The following is a 22123-nucleotide window of genomic DNA, read 5'->3' as shown; positions in this document are numbered from 1 at the left end:
CACCATTTCCCCATCGCTGGCGTACCCGTTATCAAGAGAAATCTTGATTGGCGAACCCTGAGGAGGCCCTTTGAACAAGAATAACTACCTGGCAGCGCTTGTCCTGGCACCCATCTGTTTTTCTGTCTCGCTACCTGCGATCGCCCAATCACCATCGGACACCGATGAGGAGTTGGTGCTGAAAGTCACGGCGCCACGGCTGGTTCGGGATCTGTATGAAACCCCCGCTGCGGTCTCAGTGATTAACGCCCCGGATATCCTCGAGGGCCAGCAGCGCCTGCAACTGGACGAATCCCTCAATACCGTCCCCGGTCTGTTTTTTCAGAACCGCTATAACTTCGCCCAGAATCTCAGGTTGTCCACCCGAGGGTTTGGCGCGAGGGCGCCCTTTGGTATTCGGGGTATCCGTGTTCAGGTTGATGGCATTCCCTACACCCTTCCCGACGGCCAGTCCCAGATTGATGCCATTGATCTGGATTCGGCCCAGCGAATTGAAGTCATTCGGGGGCCAGCGTCGGTTCAGTATGGTAATGCCGCCGGCGGTGTGATCGATATCTCGACAGCGCGGGGTAATGAACTGCCCGAGGGCGGTCGACTGCGGCTTGATGGTGGCAGTGACGGCTATCGCAAGGCTGCGGTCCAGGGTAACGGCGTTGATGGTGATACCAATGGTATAGCCACCCTCTCCTGGCTGACCGTTGACGGCCATCGTGAGCAGAGCGAGGCGGAAAAAGGATTGTTCAACGCCCGGATAGGGCACGATCTGGACCCTGGCCGGCGGGTGATAACCACCTTCAACGTGTTGCACAACCCGAAGTCTGAAGATCCGGGCGGGCTCACCCTGGCCCAGGTGGAAGAGGACCCGAACCAGGCCACTGAACTGGCCAAGAGGCTGGATAGTAGCCAGACCGTGAACCAGCAGACCCTGGGCGTAAGATTTGAAGATTCGGCGGTCGTGCCCGGCCAACTCACCCTGGATACTTTCTATACCCACCGGGATTTTGCCCAGCAACTGCCGTTCCCGGGCAGCAGCCGGGTGGCCTACGACCGGCACTTTTACGGCATCAGTTCCGAGTACCAGCAGGAGTCGACATTCGCCGGGTTGCCCCTGGTGTGGGTTACCGGTTTGGATATGCACCATCAGTCGGATGACCGGCGCCGCTATTCGGTGTCTATCGATGGCGATATCACCGGCCAGACCCAGGCGGAAAACCAGAGCGCCACTAATGTGGCGGTATTTGGCCAGGGCGATCTGGCGATTAGCGATGCACTCAACCTATCCCTGGGTGTCCGGTTCGATCGATTGCGCCTGGCCATTGACGACGACTGGCTGCAAGACGGCGAGGATGATTCGGGCAGCCGGACTTTCCGGGAGTACAGTGGTGTTGCCGGCATCAGCTACAAGCTGGCGCCAAGGCACCAGGTGTACGCCACCATCGGCACAGCGTTCGAATCGCCCACCTTTACCGAGTTTGCCAATCCCAGCGGCGGTGGTTTTAATCCCGAGCTGGAGCCTCAGCAGGCATTGAATCGCGAGCTGGGTATGCGCGGCATGCTCGGCCGCGGCCTCAGCTATGATATGGCCCTGTTTTCGATCCGGGTGGAGGACGAGATCCTGCCTTTTAACGTGGGGGATCAGACCTTCTACGAGAACGCCGGTGAAACCCGGCGCAACGGCTTTGAACTGGGCCTGGCCTGGGAGCTTTCCTACGCCTGGCGAGTGACCAGCGCCCTGACCCTCGCCGATTACGAATTACGGGACTTTGTTGATGAACAGGGCAACGATGCCAGTGGCAACGACATCCCTGGCCTTCCGGAGCAGCTCTGGGTGAGCGAGCTGGAGTGGCGCGGACCCGCCGGCCGTTTCGCGGCGCTTGAATGGCAGTATGTGGGCGAGTTCTATGCCGAGAACAGTAACCAGACCCTGGTGAGTGATTACTGGCTGGTAGGTCTGCGTGCCGGCGATTCCTTCCGGATGGCGGATCAGACCCTGAACCTGTATGCCGGCCTTCGCAATCTGCTGGATCAGGAGTACTTCAGTAACGTCCGGATCAATGCCAACGCGAATCGTCCGGTGGAAGAGCGCGGATATTTCGAACCGGGTCCCGGAAGAACTTTTTATGCGGGCCTGGAATGGGTATTCTGAGGGCGATAACAACATAAACAGTAGGGATTTTAAATTCATGCAAACCAAGTTCCTTCTCGACGAAAGCCAGATGCCGAAATACTGGTACAACCTGCAGGCGGATTTTCCGGAGCCGCTACCGGCGGTGCTGCACCCGGCCACCAAACAGCCGGTGGGCCCGGCGGACCTGGAACCCCTGTTCCCCATGGAGCTGATCCAGCAGGAGGTGTCCACCGAGCGGGAAATCGAGATTCCCGAGCCGGTTCGTGACGTCTATCGGCTGTGGCGCCCGGCACCGTTGTATCGGGCGCATCGTCTGGAGAAGGCCCTGGGAACCCCGGCCAAGATCTTCTACAAGTACGAAGGTGTCAGCCCGGCGGGCAGTCACAAGCCCAATACCGCCATCCCGCAGGCGTTCTATAACCAGCAGGCAGGCATCCGCACCCTGACCACCGAGACTGGGGCGGGGCAGTGGGGTACCTCGCTTTCCTTCGCCGGCTCCCTGTTCGACATCGACGTCACCGTGTTTCAGGTCCGGGTGTCCTATAACCAGAAGCCCTACCGTCGTGCAGTGATGGAAACCTACGGCGCGAAGTGCGTGCCGTCACCCTCCGAGCTGACCGAGTTCGGTCGCAAGGTGCTGGCCGAGAAACCCGACCACACCGGCAGCCTGGGTATCGCCATTTCCGAGGCGGTGGAGTTGGCGGTCCAGGACCCGAACACCAAGTACGCCCTGGGCTCGGTGCTGAACCATGTGCTGCTGCACCAGAGCGTGATTGGCCTGGAGGCGATGCAACAGATGGAAATGGCCGATTGCTGGCCGGATGTGATCGTCGGTTGCACCGGCGGCGGTTCCAACTTCGCGGGTATTGCCTTCCCGTTCATGGGCCATGCCCTGCGTGGTGGCGAGAAGTCCCGGATTGTGGCGGTTGAGCCCTCGGCCTGTCCCACACTGACCCGGGGCAAGTACGCCTACGATTACGGCGACACCGCTCACATGACGCCGCTGACCAAGATGCACACCCTGGGCTCTGACTTCACTCCCCCGGGCTTCCACGCCGGTGGCCTGCGTTACCACGGCATGGCGCCAATGGTGTCCCACGCCAAGGAGCTGGGCCTGTTCGATGCGGTGTCCTACACCCAGCGCGAATGCTTCGAAGCCGGCGTGCTGTTTGCCCGCAACGAGGGGATCGTGCCGGCACCGGAGGCCAACCACGCGGTCAAGGGCGCCATCGAGGAAGCCCTGCGCTGCAAGCGGGAAGGCAAGGACGAGGTCATCCTGTTCAACCTCTGCGGCCACGGCCATTTCGACATGGCGGCCTACACCGCCTACTTCGAGGGCCAGCTTGAGGACTACGAGTACGACGAGCAGGAGCTGGCCATGGCCCTCTCCGGCCTGCCGTCCGTTTCGGGCTGATCATTCCTCCCGGCCACGATGAAATACCGTCCCTCCGCCATCGGCATTCAATTGCCGGATGGCGGAGGGTGCGCCCTCCTCATCCAGCCGGACATCACCGATGCCGGCATGGTTCCACAGCCGCTCCCCGGCATCCCGACCTTCCGGCAACCTCGGTCGAATCCGCATGCGCCGACGCTTGGTGAACCAGTTCAGGGGTGACCAGGGGGCGAACAACCAGCGGTTCAGCCGGTCCAGCCATTCCAGCAACTGATGGGGAAACTCGTTCTTGATACCGCTGCTGGTGATCTGCCAGATCTCGGGGCTGTTGTGCTTGTGTTTCAGCCGGATGTCGTAGGCGAAGGAGTAGTGCACATCTCCGGACAGGATCACGAAATGCTTCGGGGTGCGGGGATGGCCGAAGATGTTCAACATCACGCTGGCGGCGCCCCGGTGCGCCATCCAGTTTTCCGCATCCACCAGCAGTGGTTTGCCGAACCAGGTGAACACCCGCTGGATCATCTCGATCAGCTTCACGCCAAACATGGGGGCGGGCGAGACCACGACCACCGCGTCCTCACCCATTACCTCCTGCTGGAAGTCGGTCAGGGACTCCCAGTCCATCAGACCTGAGGGCTGACTGCGCCGGACTTCGCTGCGCCAACGGTGGGTGCGGGTATCCAGGACCACCAGTTTCGGGCTGGTGGCCAGGCTGTAATGCCACTGATGGAAATGGAACAGCTGGTCGATCAGTTCATCCTGGATGGTCTTGTCCAGTTCATTGTGATCTTTCTGTGGTGCCAACAGTCCCTGGCACTGCTCCAGCAGGTCCTTGAAGGTGTCGGGTTGGTTGCCCCAGCCTTGACAAAGCAGGTAACCAAGCAAGGCATTGCCGATGATCCGGCGGGAGAAGGGATGCTCGTAAGCGGTGGTTTCCCAGAGTGCCGACAGGTTCCAGTCGTCGGTCACGTCGTGATCATCAAAGATCATGTAAACGGGCACGTTGGCCAGCGCCCGGGCAGCCCGGGGCAGATCCGCCCGGAACCGGTCGATCGCTTGCTGTTCCCGGCGATAGCGGGCCAGCTCTTCCTCATCACTTACGGGTTCGGCAGGCGTCACCATGGCCCAGGGCTCGGGTGACCACACCAGCAGGTACATGGCCATGACCTCGGCAAAGGAGATCAGGTGGTTGCCGGCGTTGGCGGTGGTGAATACCGGCTTGCGCACACCCCCGAAGAAGCGCTCGGTCAGGTCCTCGTTGAATTCCGATTCCGGCAGCAGCTTGTCCCGATGGTAGTAGGCCTTCTCCAGGGAGGTCAGCTCCTGGCTGTGGCTCAGGGAAGCGCCTTCGAGAACCTCCTGGTAGAGCCCGAGCTGATGAATCACGCACTGGATGGCATGGAGCATGGGGCCGGCGACATCGTCGGCGTAGATCTGGTCACCGGTCATCAGCAGCAGTGCCGGGATGTCCTCCAGCTGGCGGGCCTTCTGCAACTCCTCGTCCACCCGCACCAGGCCATCGGCAGAGGAGTGGTGGGGCCGGCGGCAGGAGCCATGCAGGATGCGGTCGAGTCGCGACTTGATGACAAAACCGGGTCGCTCCCGGTCCTCCGGACACAGATGCGGCGCCCAGTCCCGAACCCAGCTCACGCCCTCCGTGGCAATGATGCCAAGGTCGTATTCCAGCCGGGTATCCCGGGGCAGGGGATTGTCAGGCCGGAGATCCACCAGGTGCAGCCACGCGTGGGTGCCGATCCTGAGGCGGGTAATCTCGGTGTCAACAAGGTCCCGCTCAACAAACGGCTGCTCTGGATGGTCCCGCTCGGACAGTCTCACACATAGGTCCAGGGACTCCCGGGCCACCAACCAGAGGACCAGCTGGTCCTGGCTGGCATGGCGCAACAAGGGCCCGACCAGCACCGGAGAATGGTGGTTGGTCGGGGCCTTGTCCTGATTGTCGGAGTCCGGAGTGGGTTTATCAGCTGCCTGCACAGTTACTCGTCATCGAGATGGGGGGGCGGACAATGATATTCCTCCACAACCGTACCTTCATCCACGCTCTCCAAGTGCACATCGAAGCCCCACAGCCGATGGACATGGCGCACCACTTCCTCGGTGTCCTCGCCCAACGGCACCCGGTCCACCGGGATATGCCTGAGGGTGAGGGAGCGATCGCCCCGCACATCCACGTTCCAGACCTGGATATTCGGCTCCCGGTAACTCAGGTTGTACTGGCGGGCCAGTTTCTCCCGAAGGGGGCGGTAACCGGGGTCATCGTGAATGGCGGTGACCATGTAATGATCTTCCTGGTCGTCATTTTCGATGGCAAAGAGCTTCAGGTCCCGCATTACCTTGGGTGACAGGAACTGCTGGATAAAGCTCTCATCCTTGAAGTTGCGCATGGCGAAGTGCAGCGTCTCGAGCCAGTCCGATCCGGCAATGTCCGGGAACCATTCCCGGTCCTCGTCGGTGGGGTTCTCACAGATCCGGCGGAGGTCGGTGAAAATGGAGAAACCGAGGGTGTACGGGTTGATGCCGGAATACCACGGGCTGTTGAACGGCGGCTGATAGACAACCGCCGAATGGCTCTGGAGGAACTCCAGCATGAAACCGTCATTCACCAGGCCCTTGTCGTACATCCGGTGCAGCAGGGTGTAGTGCCAGAACGTGGCCCAGCCCTCGTTCATCACCTGGGTCTGGCGCTGCGGGTAGAAGTACTGCCCGAGCTTGCGAACGATGCGGATGATTTCCCGCTGCCAGGTCTCCAGCAGCGGCGCATTTTTCTCGATGAAGTACAGCAGGTTCTCCTGGGGTTCCTCCGGGAACCGGCGCTGGCGTTTCACCGGGTCATCGTCGTCCTCCGGCCTCGGGATGGTGCGCCACAGGTCATTGATCCGGCGCTGCTGGTACTCTTCCCGTTCCTTCTGGCGGCGAGCTTCTTCGGCAGCCGAAATGGGCGGCGGACGCTTGTAACGGTCTACGCCGTAATTCATCAGGGCGTGGCAGGAATCCAGGATCTCTTCCACCGCATCCACGCCATGGCGTTCCTCGCACTCGGCCACGTAGTTGCGGGCGAACACCAGGTAATCGATGATCGCGCTGGCGTCGGTCCAGGTGCGGAACAGGTAGTTACCCTTGAAGAAGGAGTTGTGGCCGTAGCACGCGTGGGCAATCACCAGTGCCTGCATGGGCAGGGTGTTCTCCTCCATCAGGTAGGCGATACAGGGGTTGGAGTTGATCACGATTTCGTAGGCCAGCCCCATCTGCCCGCGCTGGTAGCCCTTGGCGGTATTGAGGAACTGCTTGCCGAAGGACCAGTGATGGTAACCCACGGGCATGCCCACGGAGCTATATGCATCCATCATCTGTTCGGCGCTGATCACCTCGATCTGGTTCGGGTAGGTATCCAGCCCGAACTCCCCGGCGCACTTGGCGATTTCGTCGTCGTACTGCTGGATCAGATCGAAGGTCCACTCCGACCCGGTGGAAATCGGCTTCCTGGCTCCGGGCTGGTCGCTTTCCGGTACGTTCGGACGGTCGACGATGCTACTCATGCGGCTTTCCTCTCGAACAACTGGCGGAACACCGGGTAGATCTCACCCGGGTCAGCAATCTGCTGCATGGCAAAGCTCTGCGGGAACCGTTCCATGATCTTCTCGTACTCGTACCAGAGCATCTGGTGATCCTGGGGTGTGATCTCCACATAGGCGTAATACTGCACCAGCGGCAGGATGCTGTCGGCCAGCAGCTTGCCGCAGACCGGGGAGTCGTCGTTCCAGTTATCGCCATCCGATGCCTGGGCGGCATAGATGTTCCATTCCGCCGGGGAATAGCGGGACTCGATGATCTTGTGCATCAGCTTGATCGCACTGGAGACAATGGTGCCGCCGGTTTCGCGGCTGTAGAAGAACTCCTCCTCGTCCACCTCCTTGGCGCTGGTGTGGTGGCGGATGAAGACCACGTCGATCTTCTTGTAGTTCTTCTTCAGGAACAGGTAAAGCAGGATGAAGAAGCGCTTGGCGATGTCCTTGTGCATCTGGGTCATGGAGCCGGAGACGTCCATCAGGCAGAACATCACCGCACTGGTGGCCGGTTTCGGCTGCTTCACATGCTGCCGGTAGCGCAGATCGATCTCGTCAATGAACGGGATTCGGCGCACGTTGGCCTTGAGCCGGGCGATCTCGTCTTCCAATACCTTTATCTGGTCCTCGTGGCTGAAGGCCGGATCCAGATCCTCCGGTGCGGATTTCAGCGCCTCCAGCTGCTTCTCCAGATCCTTGATCTTCTTCTTGCGGGCGCCACCCAGGCCGAGGCGCCGGGCGTGCGCGCCCCGCAGGGAGCGCACCACATCCAGCTTGGCCGGAATACCCTGGTTGGTGAAACCGGCCCTCACGTATTTGAAGGCCTCGGTATCCTTGAGTTTCTTGCGAGCGAGGTTGGGGAGTTCCAGGTCATCGAACAGGAAGTCCAGGAACTCTTCCTGGGTGATCTGGAAGGCGAACTCGTCCATGCCCTCGCCATCCGGACTGGCCTGGCCCTGGCCGCCTCCCTGGCCACCACCACCCTGGGGTTTGGGGATCATGTCCCCGGCCACAAAGTCCTGGTTGCCGGGGTGCACCACCTCCCGCCGGCCACCCTGGCCGTGGTGGAAGATGGGCTCGTCAATATCCCGGGTCGGGATACTGACTTTCTCACCCCTTTCAACGTCTGTGATCGAGCGCTTGTGCACCGCCTCCGCCACCGCTTTCTTGATGTGGTGGCGGTAGCGGCGCAGGAACCGTTCCCGGTTCACCGCGCTCTTGTTCTTACCGTTCAACCGCCGGTCGACGATGTGGGTCATACCCATAGTGCTACTCCCATCAGTGACTGGTCACTGATTTCAGTGAGACTTGCGAACACGCAGGTACCATTCGGCCAACAGCCGTACCTGCTTCTCGGTGTAGCCTCGCTCGACCATACGTTCGACGAACTGCTTGTGCTTCTTCTGGTCTTCCTGGCTGGCTTTCGGGTTGAAGGAGATGACCGGCAGAAGATCCTCGGTATTGGAGAACATCTTCTTCTCGATCACGCTGCGCAGCTTCTCGTAGCTGAGCCAGGACGGGTTGCGGCCCTGGTTGTTGGCCCGCGCCCGCAGTACGAAGTTGACGACTTCGTTGCGGAAGTCCTTCGGGTTGCTGATACCCGCCGGCTTCTCGATCTTTTCCAGCTCGTCGTTGATGGACCCGCGGTCGAGGATCTCGCCGGTCTCCGGATCCCGGTATTCCTGGTCCTGAATCCAGAAGTCGGCATAGGTCACGTAACGGTCGAACAGGTTCTGACCGTATTCGCTGTAGCTTTCCAGGTAGGCGGTCTGGATTTCCTTGCCGATGAACTGAACATAGTGCGGCGCCAGGTATTCCTTGATGAAGCGCAGGTACTTTTCCTGGATCTCCGACTGGAACTGCTCCTGCTCGATCTGCTTCTCCAGCACGTAGAGCAGGTGCACGGGGTTGGCCGCCACCTCGGTGGTGTCAAAGTTGAACACCTTGGACAGGATCTTGAAGGCGAAACGGGTGGACAGACCATCCATGCCTTCCATGACCCCGGCTGCATCCCGGTACTCCTGGATCGACTTGGCCTTCGGATCGGTGTCCTTGATGTTCTGGCCGTCGTAGACCTTCATCTTTGAGAAGATGCTGGAGTTCTCCGGTTCCTTGATCCGCGACAGCACCGAGAACTGTGCCAGCATGTCGAGCGTATCCGGCGCACAGGGCGCGCCATACAGGGAGCTGTTGGTCAGCAGCTTCTTGTAGATCTCGATTTCCTCGGTCACTCGCAGGCAGTAGGGCACCTTGACGATGTAGACCCGGTCCAGGAACGCCTCGTTGTGCTTGTTGTTCCGGAAGGTCTGCCATTCGGACTCGTTGGAGTGGGCCAGGATCACACCGTCAAACGGCACCGACCCCATGCCCTCGGTGGTGTTGTAATTGCCTTCCTGGGTAGCGGTCAGCAACGGATGCAGCACCTTGATCGGCGCCTTGAACATCTCCACGAACTCCAGCAGGCCCTGGTTGGCCTTGCACAGGCCGCCACTGAAGCTGTAGGCATCCGGATCATCCTGGGAGAAGTCCTCCAGCATCCGGATGTTGACCTTGCCTACCAGGGCGGAAATATCCTGGTTGTTGTCGTCGCCCGGCTCGGTCTTGGCGACCCCCACCTGGTCGAGTATCGACGGATACTTCTTCACCACCCGGAACTGGCTGACATCCCCGCCAAACTCATGCAGGCGCTTCACAGCCCAGGGTGACATGATGGAGTTGAGGTAACGGCGCGGAATGCCGTACTCCTCTTCGAGGATCTCGGCATCCTCGGCGGGATCGAACAAACCCAGGGGGGATTCGTTCATCGGTGAGCCCTTGATGGCGTAGAAAGGCACCTTCTGCATCAGAGCCTTGAGCTTCTCGGCCAGGGAGGACTTACCACCGCCCACCGGACCCAGCAGGTACAGGATCTGCTTCTTCTCTTCCAGACCCTGGGCGGCGTGGCGGAAGAAGGAAACGATGTTCTCCACGGCATCTTCCATGCCGTAGAACTCGGAAAACTCCGGGTAACGCTTGATCACCTTGTTGGAAAAGATGCGTGACAGTCTTGAGTCACGAGAGGTATCTACCAACTCCGGCTCGCCGATCGCAATTAACATTCTCTCAGCGGCCGTGGCGTAGGCCGTTGGGTCCTTTTTGCAGATCTCCAGGTATTCCTCAAGAGTGTATTCTTCCTCTTGGGTAGCTTCATACCGGTCTTTGAAATGCTGCAGTATGCTCATAGATGGCCCCTCGCTCGCTGTTATTCAGCTTTTCAGTTCACGCAATTTCCCCGTTGCTGTTGGCTCCGCCTGTCCCGGCGGTGTTTATCTGGTTATGGGTAAAAGGGATGGATACTTACAAGCCGCGATGCAACTTTCTCTTCGCGGCTTGCTTAATCTGAGCTTAGTTCAGGTTCAGGGAGTTGGACAGTGGGCGAGTGGTTAAGGTTCATTAAATTGTGTTAGAGGGGTGTGGGGTTTTTGTAGCCTTCTGGGCGTTGGGGGCTGGAGCGCACCGGGGGTTCTTTTTCGGGGCGAATTGGCAACTCGCTGCGCTCAGACATCAAATTCACCCCGAAAAAGAACCCCCGATACACTCCGATCAAAATCATCAGGAATATCTCCAAAACAGCCACGAGGCTGGGAGGGCCTATATCAAAGCTTGGTCAACCGGAATACGCTCTCCGAGGCCCCCTCTAGGCCCCGCCGCTTGGCAAACGGGTGATCCTTGGCCAGCGTGTTGGTCAGCACATGCTCGATCTCATAGTCCTGGCCGTAGAGCTCCCGGACTTCGTCGTTGCTGACGTTGAACGGCGGGCCTTTGATTTCGGTGTCGTAGTCCAGGGTGATCAGCAGGATCCGGGTGCCGTCGGGGATGATGGCGGTCAGGTGTTCGACATACTGGCGGCGCATGGAGGGGGGCAGGGCGATCAGGGCGGCGCGGTCGTAGACCAGGCGGATGTGTTTGAGATCGTCCGGCACCAGTTGGTAGAAATCTCCGCACCAGATTTCCAGGTCATCCTGCTTGAAGGTGGTGAAAGGTTCGCCCGGGTGTACTTTGGCTTTCTCACACGCTTCCTCGAAGAAATCCTTGCAGGCAATTTCGCTCAGTTCCACTCCGATAACCGGGTGGCCGCGGTCGTGCAACCACCACATGTCGTGGGCCTTGCCGCAAAGAGGCACGAAGACCGCATCGGTGCTCTCACCGGCCAGTTCGGGCCAGTGATCGTGCAGGTACTGGTTAACGGTGCCCTCGTGGAAGCCGATTTGTTTTTTTGCCCAGCGTTCGTGCCAGAATTCGTGTTCCATGATTCTTTCCCTTCACCGGTATTTGGACGTTTTCTTCAGTCTACCTTAATCTGTGGCGATCTTGAGATGGGAGAAAAGCATGAAAGCCGTATTCCTGGACGCCAATACCCTTGGCGATGATGTCGACCTGTCACCAATCGAGACCGTGACCGGCGGCCTGACAAAGCACGATCGAACCACGCCGGAGCAGGTGCTGGAGCGGATTCGGGGCTTTGACACCGTGCTGGTGAACAAGGTGGTGCTCAAGCGCGAGCATTTCGAGGCTTGTCCGGAGCTGAAGACCATTGCCGTAGTGGCCACCGGCCTGAACAACATTGACCAGGAAGCCGCCCGGGAACACGGCATCAAGGTGATGAACGTGACCCACTACGGTCGCTCCACCGTCGCCCAGCACACCCTGGCCCTGATGCTGGCCCTGGCCACCCGACTGCTCGACTACGACCGGGACGTGCGGGCCGGGCGGTGGGGCCAGAGCGACATGTTCTGTTTGATGGATCATCCGATCCTCGAACTGGAAGGTCGCACCCTGGGCGTGATCGGCTACGGCGACCTGGGGCAGGGGGTGGTTGAGCGCGCCAAAGCCTTCGGGATGAAAATCCTGCTGGGCGCACGGCCAGGGCAGGAGCCGGGCGAGGTGGATGGCTATCCGCGGATTCCGCTGGATGAGCTGCTACCGCAGGTGGATGTCCTGTCACTGCACTGCTTGCTGACAGACGAAACCCGTAACCTGATCGGCAAGCGGGAGCTGGAAATGATGAAAAAGGACGCACTGCTGATCAACACCAGCCGTGGTGGCTTGGTGGACGAGCAGGCGCTGGCGGATGCCTTGCGAGCGGGCGTGATTGGTGGTGCAGGCTTTGATGTGCTGACCGAAGAGCCGCCGCGCAATGGCAATCCCCTGCTGGCGGATGACATTCCGAACCTGATAGTCACCCCGCACTCGGCCTGGGCCAGCCGGGAAGCGAGGCAGCGGATTGTGAATATTACCGCCAATAATCTCGCATCGGTGATCTGAGCACATAACTCGCTGACCGATCGTTGTCTGACCTGTTTGAAATAACATAGAGGTATTAGCGGCCCCCTTCTAATGCCTCTGAGTTCGTCAAGCCCCCCGATTGAATTTTGAGTATCATTTTGTTGTTTTGAATGTAAAACGTTGCAATATCAACGATTACGGTTCTATTCAGCAGGTTCCTTTCCAATTAGTGTTAACTCCCTGTAAGTATTTGGTCATGTACTGACTTGTGCCGGTGATAAAGGGAATTATCGCAACTGTCTTCCAATTCCCTCTATCCGGGCAGTTGATCCATCAGGGAGTGCTTGTGTGAACCTGCTACAAAAAACCATTCTTGTTGTGTTCTTCGCGACCCTTGTTTCGGGTTGTTCTTCTTTCCAGCACCGAAAGCAAATGTCCTCTTTTAATGCAGCCTATTCCAGTGGTGATTACCAGGCTGCACTGGAATCTGTGAGCTTCAAATCATCCGCGGATGAGCCAGTAGACACGGAAGGGCATCTTCTGGAGTTGCTTCATCAAGGCGAGCTTTATCGGCTGACGGGCCAGTACGAGGAGGCGGCAAAAGCTTTCGATCTTGCAGAAGAGGGTATGAAGTTTCTCGATACCGAGGGCGTTGTTGAAGAAGCCGCTGAGGGTTTCGTGGCAGTAATGGTCAACGATTCGGAAGCGGATTACGAAGCGCTGATGTCAGAGGCTGTGCTGGTCAACACCTACAAGGGGTTAGCCTTCCTCGCATCCGGGAACAATGAGTACGCGCGGATTGAATTCAACCGTGCAAATGATAGAACGCGTAGAGCAGTCGAGTATTTCCAGAAGGAAATCGCCAGTCAGCAAGCCGCGCTGGAAGAGGAGTCCGAAGACGAGGAGAGCAACGCGGCCATCGTGAGTAGTAGCCTGGAGAGCGAAGGGCTTCAAGCCGCAGTGGCCGAAAATTACGGTGCTCCATCCGGTTGGTCTGTTTTTTCTGAATTCATTGTTCCTTCAAGCACATATTTGCATGGCATTTATTTCCTCGCCAATGCCACCACTGGTGGTGACTATGAGCGAGCCGCGACTTCTCTCAAGCGTGTTGCCGAAATGAACGCCGAGAGTGATGTTCTCAAAGAAGACGCAAGACTCGCCCAGGCGTTGGCCTCGGGAAGCCAGAGACTCACGGACCTGGGGCCGCAGGTATGGGTTGTGTACGAAAACGGGCTGGGACCCGTGCTCGAAGAATCCCGGTTTGATGTTCCTCTGCTCTTTTTCCACGAAAACCAGCAGGCACCCGCATACTTTGGTATTGCTCTGCCAAAGTACGCCAACAGATCCGCCGTGCCCGGAAACATGGGCATCATGGTGGATGATGCTGAAGTGATGGAAACCGAGCTGATTGCTGATATGGGTACGGTGATTCGAACGGAAATGAAGGAACGTTTCCCCAGCGTTCTTGCTCGTGCTGTTACTTCAGCTGTGATCAAGGCGGTTTTGCAGAATGAAGCCTCCGAGAGGTTCGGCATGGTAGGGCAACTTGGAGCTGCCGCTCTGACTGCAGTGACTACCCAGGCAGACCTGAGAGGTTGGCAGGCTATGCCTGATCATTGGCAGGCTGCCCGAATAGATCGCCCTGAAAGCGGCAAGCTCACTCTGCTTGACCATCAGGGCGGCGTCCTGGGGACGGTGGAGGTTCCCGAGCGCCCATTCACTCTTGTCTACGTCAAACGGCCTACCGAGCTGGCACCCGCTACTGTCATAACCATGGATCTTCGTGGGGAAGCTCAGGCACAGATCGCCAGATTTCCGGAGTTACAGGTTCAAGAGCCTGCCCAGGTGTCCAGCATCCAGTAAGAAACAAGGAATTTCTTCATGAAAGTTTCATTGATCTCACTCTTTTTGATTCTTGCGCTCGTGGTTGGTGGATGCGCGACGAAACCGGAAACCAATGCATCTGTTGAACGGCAGGAACTCAAGGTTGATCCGGAAATTCTGTATGCGCTGACGGTCTCGGAACTTTTTGAAGACCGTCTGCCCCAGGCCGATGGCAGCTCCCTGTTGCAAGTTCAGTTTGCCGTAGATGTCCACTCCAATGCCGATCTGGCATGGAAGGTCACTTGGTTCGATGACACTGGCATGACGGTTAAAGGAGTGGGTGAGGGATACAGAAAAGCCACTCTTATAACCGGACAGACCCGTTATTTCCGGGCAACCGCCCCGCATTCCAGAGTTGCCAGTTACCAGTTACACCTCCGTGAACCGCAGTAAACAAGGAAAACCGATGTTAAAAAAAGCTATCGCACTGTCAGCTGGCGTTCTGATGCTTTCCGGCTGTGCCACTCCCACCCGTTATGTTGACCCGGCAGCAGATGACGGTCCCGTCGCCATGACGATGGACTATCGAGATTTTGAAAAGGCGGCAACCGAAGCAGTGGAAGATATGTTGGCCAGTGGCGCAGTCGTCAATCCAAATGGTGGCCGTTACATAATGGTTGTCAGCCGTATTACCAACGACACCATGCAGAGGATCGACACGGATCAGCTCACCAAAAAAATCCGGGTATCTCTTCTGCGTTCTGGCAAGGTTGTTACCACCACCGCTGTCGGCCTTAACGGGGCAGAGGATGAAATGACCATGCGTGCCCGCGAGTTGCGTAACTCCGAGGAGTTTGACCAGAGTGGGGTTCAGAAAAAGGGAACGCTACAGGCGCCGGACCTGAGCCTCTCCGGCAAAATCCTTCAGCGCAATCACAAGGTTGGTAGTGAGCAACAGGTTGAGTATTACATCCAGCTTTCATTGACCGATCTGGCAAGCGGCCTCGCCTTCTGGGAGGGCGAAACTCCAATCGTCAAGCGCGGCTCTAACAGCTCCGTCAGTTGGTAAGAAATCTGGAGAAACATAATGATAATACGTAAGACAGCGTTGTCTGTTGCCCTCTCTGGCATGCTCGCGGCTTCCATGCCATCAGTCCTGATGGCCGAGGAAGGTGATCTTGCCGGTCAGGCTCAAGCGGCGGAGCAGGAAGCAAGCAAAACACCACCATCTCCCTTCATGGCAGTCTCGGAGGTGGATCCGGGAGACAAAAAAATCCAGGAATTTCTGGATGCCCGTGGTTGGGTGCGTGGCGAGTCCAAAAGTAATCCGGCTGGGGGAACTCTCGTTGTTGCCAGTCAGGCTGTAGCTGCTGACCCCGGCACCATTGAATTCAGTCAAGCCCGTATTATTGCGACCGAAGAGGCTTTTTTGAAAGCCATGGGAGAACTGGTATCCCAGGACTCTGTGAATATCGGTGTTTCCCTGGCTGACCGATTCATGAAGGACGATCTCCCTGAAGATGTTCGGGACAATACGAGTCTTGATGCGCTGGGTAAGGCGATTGCCGGTCGTGCGGCTGAGCTGACTATTCAGGGTATGAACGCGCTCCTGGAAGAGCTGGGTACTGACACCTCAAAGCTGCCGGAAATGACCGTTGCCGAACGAAAAAATCTCATCTACGACGAGTTCGTCAGTGAGACGACATGGCGGGCGATGGGACGTTTGAGCGGTGTTGGAATCTTCGGTGTGATTGAAGAAGTCGGCGGTGACGGCCCCGTGAACAACGGACGCATGAGCGTGGTTGTAGTCCGTTCGGATCGATTCAGCGAGTTCGGCCGCCAACTCCGCACCGGTGATGTCGCACCTGGGCAAGCTATTTCACTCGATGAAATTCGTGAGCGTCTGGACCCGCAATTGCGGGAAGGTATTCCCATGCTCGGTTATTTCGGCGTCCAACCCGTAGTCGATGCAAATGGCCGATACGGTCTTTTGTCTTTTGGTACTTCAGGGCCGCAGCTGGTGCGGGGAACCATGGAAGAATTCGAGATAGCAGCCGAGATGGAGGCTGCCCGTGATGAAGCCATGATGATGGCAGATGGTTGGCTGGCACAGTTTGCGTCTATGACGGTTCAAGGCCAGAAAGAGACAACTCGCCGGAAGCTCAAGCAAAAGGTTCGTGAGACCCGTGGGGACGGAAGTACTGAACTCAAAACTTCAGAAGGGATTGGCCGTATGGTCAACAACATCCTGAAGTCGGAAGCGAATGCCCGCTTGACCGGAATTCAGACTGTCGGTCAGTGGGATGCTGTCGACCCGGCAACGGGGCATCCATACCTCGGTTATGTCAAGTATTGGTCGCCGGCCACATCCGCCAAGGCTCAGGGGTTGGACAAGAAACCTGAAAAGGCTTCGACTGCAGACTCCGGCAGTAGCCAGCCGGCAACCCAGAAATCCTCTCGTAGCACAGGATCCTTCGGCTCATGGTAAGGCTGATGATTGCGATTGTGATGGTCCTGCTGCCGGGGATATCCCTGGCAGCTACGGAAACCAGAACAGTTCATGCTGAAGCAACTGGTATAGACCGGGAGCAGGCAATCTTCAATGCCCTGGGGGATGCTGTTCGTCAGGTCAGAGGGGCGCAAATCAGTGCCAGCCGACAGGTTCAGTCTGCATTGAGCCGCATGTCTGTGCGCACTGGGGATGGGCGCGAGGCCAGTCTTGAGATCCAGAAAGGCTCCAGTAGCAAAACCAGCGTTTCTGCCGAAGGGTTGATCAGCGGATATCGGGTGCTTTCGGTTTCCAACGCACAGGGGGGCGGTAAGTTGGCGCGCCTGACCGTTGATGTGCCTGTGTACCGGTCACCAGGCAATCCGGATGACGGGCGCTGGCGCATGGCTGTCTATCCGGTGTGGTCAGCACGTCCCTTTTACGAGGTGGGCAACGTAAGGCTATCACGGGAAGAAGTGTCGGATCGGATGACGCAGGCTATCACCGAGGCCCTGGTCCAATCACGTCGCTTTGCCATGCTTTCTCGCGACAAGGAACACGCGATTAACGCAGAGCGTTTACGGATGGCCGGTGATGACGTCCCGGTTGAAGAGAAAGCGATGCTGGGAAACGAGCTGGGCGCTGAGTATCTTGTTACGGCACAGGTCACTGATCTTACACTGGGTATCGAGGAAACCGTTTCCGGTTTGACCGGCGAACGCTCCCGAAAGCAAACCGGCGCGCTGGTGCTGGAAGCGAGGGTCCTGGTGCCTGCTACCGGCGCGATAGTTTGGACCCACACCTTCAATTTGCAGCCAGAGCACCTGGGGCTGGAAATTGATGACACTCGTGGGGGGATTCAGTCGCTTTTCGAGAGGGCAGGCCAGGAGGTGGCACTGTCCGTCATCGATGTGGTGTGGCCACCACTTGTTGAAGGTCTTCAAGGAGAAGAATTGATCATCAATATGGGCGGCGAGCTGATGAAAAAAGGTCAGCGCTGGGAAGTTTTCTCTCTCGGTAATTCGGTCCAAAATAGCCATACCGGCCAAAAGTTGGGACGCTCCGAGGCTTTAGTTGCAACTGTGGAAGTGACTCGCTCCACACCAAAAATGGCATACGCACGCATTGTTGAGGGTGATGTCCAAGGTAAAGGGCATGTTTTGCGTCGACCTGCCCATGTTGAAGGGCAGGATCCGGCTGAGGCAATTCGGGGAACCCGTAAACGCACATGCTTGCCTATTGATCCGTGCTGAACAGCTGCCCCGGAACCGAGAATCAAAACCATGATTCAGGAGTGTCCGGGGAAGTTCGCTCTGCATAACGGGTTCGCCCTGCTTTCAGTACCGCCAGCCGATGCTGGCGGATACGCCTACCTGGTACATGCTCAGCTCAATGGTCTGCTGCGGGTTGAGCGGGTTGTCGCCTTTCACACTGTTACGCGGTGAGTAGAACACCGAACCGGAGAGTTCCAGGGCATCGCTGAACTGGCGGGTGAAACCGCCGGTGAAGTGCCATTCCTGCACGCCGGGAGCCAGGATGTTGAACAGCACTTCCTCTTCCTGCACCGGCTGCTCGCCATAGCTGATGCCGGCACGCCAGGTTTGCTGATCGGTCTGCTGCCATTGCCAGCCCAGCTTGACGATGGTCATGTCATCCCAGCCGAAGCCGGCGCCATCGTCATCACCCAGTTGTGCGGTCATCAGGTTGGGCAGCATCGGGTTGCCCACGCTGTTGATGTCGCTGTAGCGGATGTGCTGAACGTCGAGCAGGATCCAGTGCCGGTCGATGCCGGACCAGGCAATGCCGGCGTTGAGCATCTGCGGGATGTCGAAGTCACCCTGTTCGGCGAACAGGCCCTGGTATTCGTCGAACTCCTCCATTTCCAGGATGGTGCGGAAGCTCAGGCCACCGCGCAGGGTGTCGGTAATCTCGCCCTGCCAGCCGATCTGGATACCATAGCCCCACGCATCGTCAGTGCCATTGTTGGTGAGTGCCGAGGGATCAGAGGAGAAGCCGGCAAAAGCGCCCAGGCCTTTGGCCTCAAAACGCTGGTAGGCGATCATCGGAGAGATACCGATGGCCTGGTTGTCGGCAAATTTCCAGGACCAGGTGGGCGCAATATAAAGCTGCTCCAGATTGACACCGGTCCGGCCGCCATAGAAGGGGCCACCGTTATCGCCGGGATAGCTGGTGTTCATGCCGCCGTTGGCAAACACGGACACACCCAGGGCGTGGCGGTCGTTGAGTCGATGATTGGCGCCGAAGTGGGGGATCAGGAAGGCGTCCCGGCTGCTTTGATAGCTGCCTGGCTGCAGGGAGAAGGCGGGTGGCGGAGCCATCGGACCTTCAACTTCGTACTTGCGTCGGGGCGAGAACAGCTCCAGACCGCCATCCACACGATCACCTACAAACGCCAGCCCTGCCGGGTTGGTGGCAGCGGCAATGCTGTCCTGCGCCAGCGCCGCACCGGCGCCCGCCATGCCAGAGCTAATGGTGCCATAACCGTGGCTGAAGTAACCATTTGTGGCAGAGGCAACCGACGGCAGGAATGCGGAGGCGGCTGCAATGCCCAGAGCAGTCTTGAGGCGCATAAGGAAAACCCGTTCATTGACAAATATCGAATATGGCGCCCGTTTATACAGAAGGTTGGTTATAAGATGAAGGATTAAAAGCTAATATGGTTATATTGTCCGGTTAGGCCTCGCAAACCGGCGGTTATCGGCCATACTTTGGGGCACCGGCTTATATCCCTGATAAACTGGCTAAAATTTCCTGTAACAGGACGTCACGTGGCTTCATTCCAACTCAAAGAACGGCTGCAGGCAGCAGAAGACTGGATTCTTGCAAACCCGAACCCGCCCCAGAAGTGGCCCTGGACCTGGCTATACAAGGTCGGGCGTTCGGTCTATGCCCTGGTGCGGGACGTGCTCAGCGGGCAGCTGACCCTGCATGCCATGAGCCTGGTCTACACCACGCTGCTCAGTATTGTGCCGTTGCTTGCCCTCAGCTTCTCCGTGCTCAAGGCTCTGGGTGTTCATGAGCGTGTGGAACCTATGCTGTACCCGCTCTTTGAACCAATGGGGCCGCAGGGAATTGAGTTGGCCAATGAAATCCTGGGCTTTGTGGACAACATGAAGGTGGGCGTCCTTGGTTCGGTGGGACTGGCCTTGCTGGTCTATACCGTGATCTCATTGGTCCAGAAAATCGAGCGCTCCTTCAATATGATCTGGCGGGTGCCGGATATGCGCTCCCTGGCCCAGCGTTTCAGTAACTATCTGAGTGTGATCATGGTCGGGCCGCTACTTATGGTTTCGGCCATCGGCGTTTCTGCCACCATCTTTTCCTCGGACATCGTTCAGGCGCTTGTGGAAATTGAGCCCTTTGGTGCCCTGATTGTGACTGTCAGTCGGTTCACCCCGTTCTTCCTGGTGGTGGCCGCGTTTACCTTTGTCTACGTTTTTATCCCCAATACTCGAGTCAAGCTACGCTATGCGTTCACGGCGGGTTTGGTGGCGGGGGTTTCCTGGCAAGCCGCGGGCATGCTGTTCGCCTCTTTTGTGGCCGGTTCGGCGAAGTACGCGGCCATCTATTCCAGTTTTGCCATCGGCATCATCCTGCTGATCTGGATTTACCTGAACTGGATGATCCTGTTGCTCGGCGCGAGCCTGGCGTTCTATCTGCAGAATCCGGGGTCTGTGGCCAAACGCCGGCAGGTCCAGCTGGCGCCGGAACTCCAGGAACGGGTGGGGCTTGCGGTCATGTGGATGGTGGCCAAGCCGTTCAGTGAAGGCGAAGCGGCCCCCCAGCAGGAGGCTCTGGAACACAAGCTCCGGGTGCCGGGGGAAGTGACGAGGATTGTCAGTGACAAGCTGATCCGGGCCGGCTTGCTGTCCCTGGCGGGCGGGCAGGGCGATAAGCTGGTGCCCGGGCGGGCACTCGATCTGATCACCGTCCGTCATATCCTGGATGTCATTCGCAAGGATGAGGACCGGGTTGTGGACCGGCTGCCGTCGGTTCTGCCGCCGGTCCTCATGGATGGCGCGAGGGATCAGGAGTCAGAAACCCTGGCTTCGCTGCTACGGCAATCGAAGGCCTGAGAAGTCGCTCAGGCCGGACCATCGATGGATCCTTTTATACAAGCAGGGTTTCCCCGAACACGAAGACCAGCTGGCAGACACCGGCGGCAAAGCCCAGGAAGGCGCCCACCAGGATCAGCTTGATCTCGTCTTCCTGGAAACAGGGTCGCAGCAGGTCCTGAAACTCTTCCGAGGACAGGGCGATCATCCGTTCCACCATGATGGACTCCACCGCGCGGGCCCTGTCCTTCTCGAACACCGGGTTGTTGAAGGAGGTCTGGGATATTTCGATGGCCTTCTCGCCTACCTGGGTCTTAAGGGTGGCAAAACCGGTGGGGCCGAAGGCCATCTGGGTGAGTGCCTTGCCCATGCCGGCGGTTTCATCCACCAGCGGCTTGATGTGCTTTTTCACCATGTTGCGGGCCCGGTCCCCCTTCGGTCCATCCAGGATCGCGCGGATGATGTTGCCCACTGTGAGGATTTCGTGGGTGACAATGTGGCAGAAAGACTCGGCCACTTCCGGCTGGCGCTTCAGGAACAGGCCCTGGATCCGTAGCGGTCCCACCTTTTTCTCCCGTAGTGGCCGGAAGATGACGTTCAGGGCGATCCAGTTGGTGGCCCAGCCGACCAGGAGGCCGAAGAAGGGCAGTACCCACCAGGCTGGGTAAACATACCAGACGGCCATCTGGATCAGGCCGAACAGGAAGCCGAAGTACAGGCCGGAGTTGATGATGAAGCGGAATTCCACTTCACCACACTCGAGGAAGATGCGGTTCAGCAGCTGTTTGTCTTTGGCCAGGCGCTCGATAACCATGCCTTTGATGTCCAGCAGGTCTTCGATGTTGTCGGAGATGTCCTCGACCAGGTTGTCCACCAGTTGCGGGGTGGATTTGCGCACTCGATCATAGACCATCTTGCGGGCCGAGGCGGGCAGGTTTTCCCAGAAGGTAGGGTATTCCCGGAGCATCATTTCGTCGACGTATTCTTCGATTCTGGGGTCGACGGAGTGGACGATGTGGGCGGCCAGGACCTTGGGGTCGATCTGCTGGAAGATTTCCTGGACGGTGCCAATCTTGGAGATGGTGGCGTCGACGCTGATGGCGGCCATTTTGCGGGCCTTGGAGGGGATGATGCCCTGCCAGCCGAGCAGGGGTGGTTTGCCGATGAATTCCAGGGGGTAGAAGGTCATCTTTATGGCAAGCCAGTTGGTGGTCCAGCCGATCAGGGCTGCGATCACTGGGATGCTCAGGTATTGCCAGAATTCTTGGGACGTCAGCAGGCTTGTCATCCGGTACTCGCACTCGGTCTTTGTTTTTTAACTGAGGAGCATGCGTTCATTCGGGGAGGGCCGTCCAAAACACGCTCCTT

At 58.2% G+C, this 22123-nt stretch carries 16 protein-coding genes; 9 read left to right on the top strand and 7 right to left on the bottom strand.

All coding sequences use genetic code 11. The annotated features are described in order from the left end of the window. The first annotated feature begins 70 nt into the window (after positions 1–70). Positions 71–2146: a TonB-dependent receptor family protein gene (locus tag BM254_RS08965; protein WP_092001897.1), complete on the top strand. Its 2076-nt coding sequence runs from the start codon at positions 71–73 to the stop codon at positions 2144–2146. Between the two features lie 37 nt (positions 2147–2183). Next, complete coding sequence (locus BM254_RS08960; RefSeq protein ID WP_092002240.1) at positions 2184–3542, top strand: TrpB-like pyridoxal phosphate-dependent enzyme; 1359 nt, start codon at positions 2184–2186, stop codon at positions 3540–3542. On the opposite strand, the gene BM254_RS08955 is transcribed toward BM254_RS08960, so the two are convergent. The 5 genes from BM254_RS08955 to tmpT form a co-directional block, all read right to left on the bottom strand. Continuing rightward, complete coding sequence (locus BM254_RS08955) at positions 3543–5513, bottom strand: alkaline phosphatase D family protein (protein WP_342714233.1); 1971 nt, start codon at positions 5511–5513, stop codon at positions 3543–3545. A 2-nt stretch (positions 5514–5515) separates the two neighbouring features. After that, positions 5516–7075, bottom strand: a complete 1560-nt coding sequence (locus BM254_RS08950; protein WP_092001894.1) for a SpoVR family protein — start codon at positions 7073–7075, stop codon at positions 5516–5518. Then, the gene (locus tag BM254_RS08945; RefSeq protein WP_245777415.1) at positions 7072–8361 is read right to left on the bottom strand and encodes a YeaH/YhbH family protein; all 1290 of its coding nucleotides are present in this window, start codon (positions 8359–8361) and stop codon (positions 7072–7074) included. The genes BM254_RS08950 and BM254_RS08945 overlap by 4 nt, the downstream gene beginning before the upstream one ends. A gap of 39 nt (positions 8362–8400) precedes the next feature. Next, the gene (locus tag BM254_RS08940; protein WP_092001889.1) at positions 8401–10323 is read right to left on the bottom strand and encodes a PrkA family serine protein kinase; all 1923 of its coding nucleotides are present in this window, start codon (positions 10321–10323) and stop codon (positions 8401–8403) included. Positions 10324–10737: 414 nt separating this feature from the next. Next, the gene (gene tmpT / locus BM254_RS08935; RefSeq protein ID WP_092001886.1) at positions 10738–11391 is read right to left on the bottom strand and encodes a thiopurine S-methyltransferase; all 654 of its coding nucleotides are present in this window, start codon (positions 11389–11391) and stop codon (positions 10738–10740) included. Positions 11392–11470: 79 nt separating this feature from the next. Between tmpT and BM254_RS08930 the strand changes: the two genes are divergently transcribed. The 6 genes from BM254_RS08930 (at position 11471) to BM254_RS08905 (ending at position 17932) form a co-directional block, all read left to right on the top strand. Continuing rightward, positions 11471–12406 (top strand): D-2-hydroxyacid dehydrogenase, encoded by a 936-nt coding sequence (locus BM254_RS08930; RefSeq protein WP_092001883.1) that lies wholly within the window; start codon positions 11471–11473, stop codon positions 12404–12406. A 309-nt stretch (positions 12407–12715) separates the two neighbouring features. Next, complete coding sequence (locus tag BM254_RS08925) at positions 12716–14230, top strand: COG3014 family protein (protein ID WP_175497230.1); 1515 nt, start codon at positions 12716–12718, stop codon at positions 14228–14230. Positions 14231–14248: 18 nt separating this feature from the next. Beyond that, a complete protein-coding gene (locus tag BM254_RS08920) occupies positions 14249–14644 on the top strand; it encodes a YcfL family putative periplasmic lipoprotein (protein ID WP_092001879.1) in 396 nt (131 codons plus the stop codon). Between the two features lie 13 nt (positions 14645–14657). Further along, entirely contained in the window at positions 14658–15260 is a 603-nt protein-coding gene (gene lpoB, locus BM254_RS08915) for a penicillin-binding protein activator LpoB (protein ID WP_092001876.1), read from the top strand. An 18-nt stretch (positions 15261–15278) separates the two neighbouring features. Then, entirely contained in the window at positions 15279–16679 is a 1401-nt protein-coding gene (locus BM254_RS08910) for a DUF6844 domain-containing protein (protein WP_092001873.1), read from the top strand. 5 nt (positions 16680–16684) lie between these two features. Beyond that, on the top strand, positions 16685–17932 hold the full coding sequence (locus BM254_RS08905) for a CsgG/HfaB family protein (protein ID WP_175497229.1): 1248 nt from the start codon (positions 16685–16687) through the stop codon (positions 17930–17932). Positions 17933–18016: 84 nt separating this feature from the next. Here BM254_RS08905 and BM254_RS08900 read toward each other — a convergent pair whose 3' ends face one another. Next, positions 18017–19270: an OmpP1/FadL family transporter gene (locus tag BM254_RS08900; RefSeq protein ID WP_092001869.1), complete on the bottom strand. Its 1254-nt coding sequence runs from the start codon at positions 19268–19270 to the stop codon at positions 18017–18019. A 198-nt stretch (positions 19271–19468) separates the two neighbouring features. Here BM254_RS08900 and BM254_RS08895 point away from each other — a divergent pair, with 198 nt between their 5' ends. Then, complete coding sequence (locus BM254_RS08895; protein ID WP_092001866.1) at positions 19469–20776, top strand: YihY/virulence factor BrkB family protein; 1308 nt, start codon at positions 19469–19471, stop codon at positions 20774–20776. 34 nt (positions 20777–20810) lie between these two features. On the opposite strand, the gene BM254_RS08890 is transcribed toward BM254_RS08895, so the two are convergent. Beyond that, the gene (locus BM254_RS08890; protein ID WP_092001863.1) at positions 20811–22043 is read right to left on the bottom strand and encodes a DUF445 domain-containing protein; all 1233 of its coding nucleotides are present in this window, start codon (positions 22041–22043) and stop codon (positions 20811–20813) included. Positions 22044–22123 lie beyond the last annotated feature (80 nt).

This window comes from Marinobacter pelagius (assembly GCF_900114925.1).
Classification (GTDB): Bacteria; Pseudomonadota; Gammaproteobacteria; order Pseudomonadales; family Oleiphilaceae; genus Marinobacter; species Marinobacter pelagius.
The sequence above is the reverse complement of the archived record's forward strand: the minus strand, read 5'-3'. Positions and strand labels throughout refer to the sequence as shown.

Excerpts from the sequence above, each read along its gene's own strand:
- BM254_RS08905 (WP_175497229.1), top strand. The coding sequence starts at position 16,685 with ATGATTGCGATTGTGATGGTCCTGCTGCCGGGGATATCCCTGGCAGCT.
- BM254_RS08930 (WP_092001883.1), top strand. The coding sequence starts at position 11,471 with ATGAAAGCCGTATTCCTGGACGCCAATACCCTTGGCGATGATGTCGAC.
- BM254_RS08900 (WP_092001869.1), bottom strand. The coding sequence starts at position 19,270 with ATGCGCCTCAAGACTGCTCTGGGCATTGCAGCCGCCTCCGCATTCCTG.
- BM254_RS08910 (WP_092001873.1), top strand. The coding sequence starts at position 15,279 with ATGATAATACGTAAGACAGCGTTGTCTGTTGCCCTCTCTGGCATGCTC.
- lpoB (WP_092001876.1), top strand. The coding sequence starts at position 14,658 with ATGTTAAAAAAAGCTATCGCACTGTCAGCTGGCGTTCTGATGCTTTCC.
- BM254_RS08920 (WP_092001879.1), top strand. The coding sequence starts at position 14,249 with ATGAAAGTTTCATTGATCTCACTCTTTTTGATTCTTGCGCTCGTGGTT.
- BM254_RS08950 (WP_092001894.1), bottom strand. The coding sequence starts at position 7,075 with ATGAGTAGCATCGTCGACCGTCCGAACGTACCGGAAAGCGACCAGCCC.
- BM254_RS08945 (WP_245777415.1), bottom strand. The coding sequence starts at position 8,361 with ATGACCCACATCGTCGACCGGCGGTTGAACGGTAAGAACAAGAGCGCG.
- BM254_RS08940 (WP_092001889.1), bottom strand. The coding sequence starts at position 10,323 with ATGAGCATACTGCAGCATTTCAAAGACCGGTATGAAGCTACCCAAGAG.
- BM254_RS08960 (WP_092002240.1), top strand. The coding sequence starts at position 2,184 with ATGCAAACCAAGTTCCTTCTCGACGAAAGCCAGATGCCGAAATACTGG.
- tmpT (WP_092001886.1), bottom strand. The coding sequence starts at position 11,391 with ATGGAACACGAATTCTGGCACGAACGCTGGGCAAAAAAACAAATCGGC.
- BM254_RS08890 (WP_092001863.1), bottom strand. The coding sequence starts at position 22,043 with ATGACAAGCCTGCTGACGTCCCAAGAATTCTGGCAATACCTGAGCATC.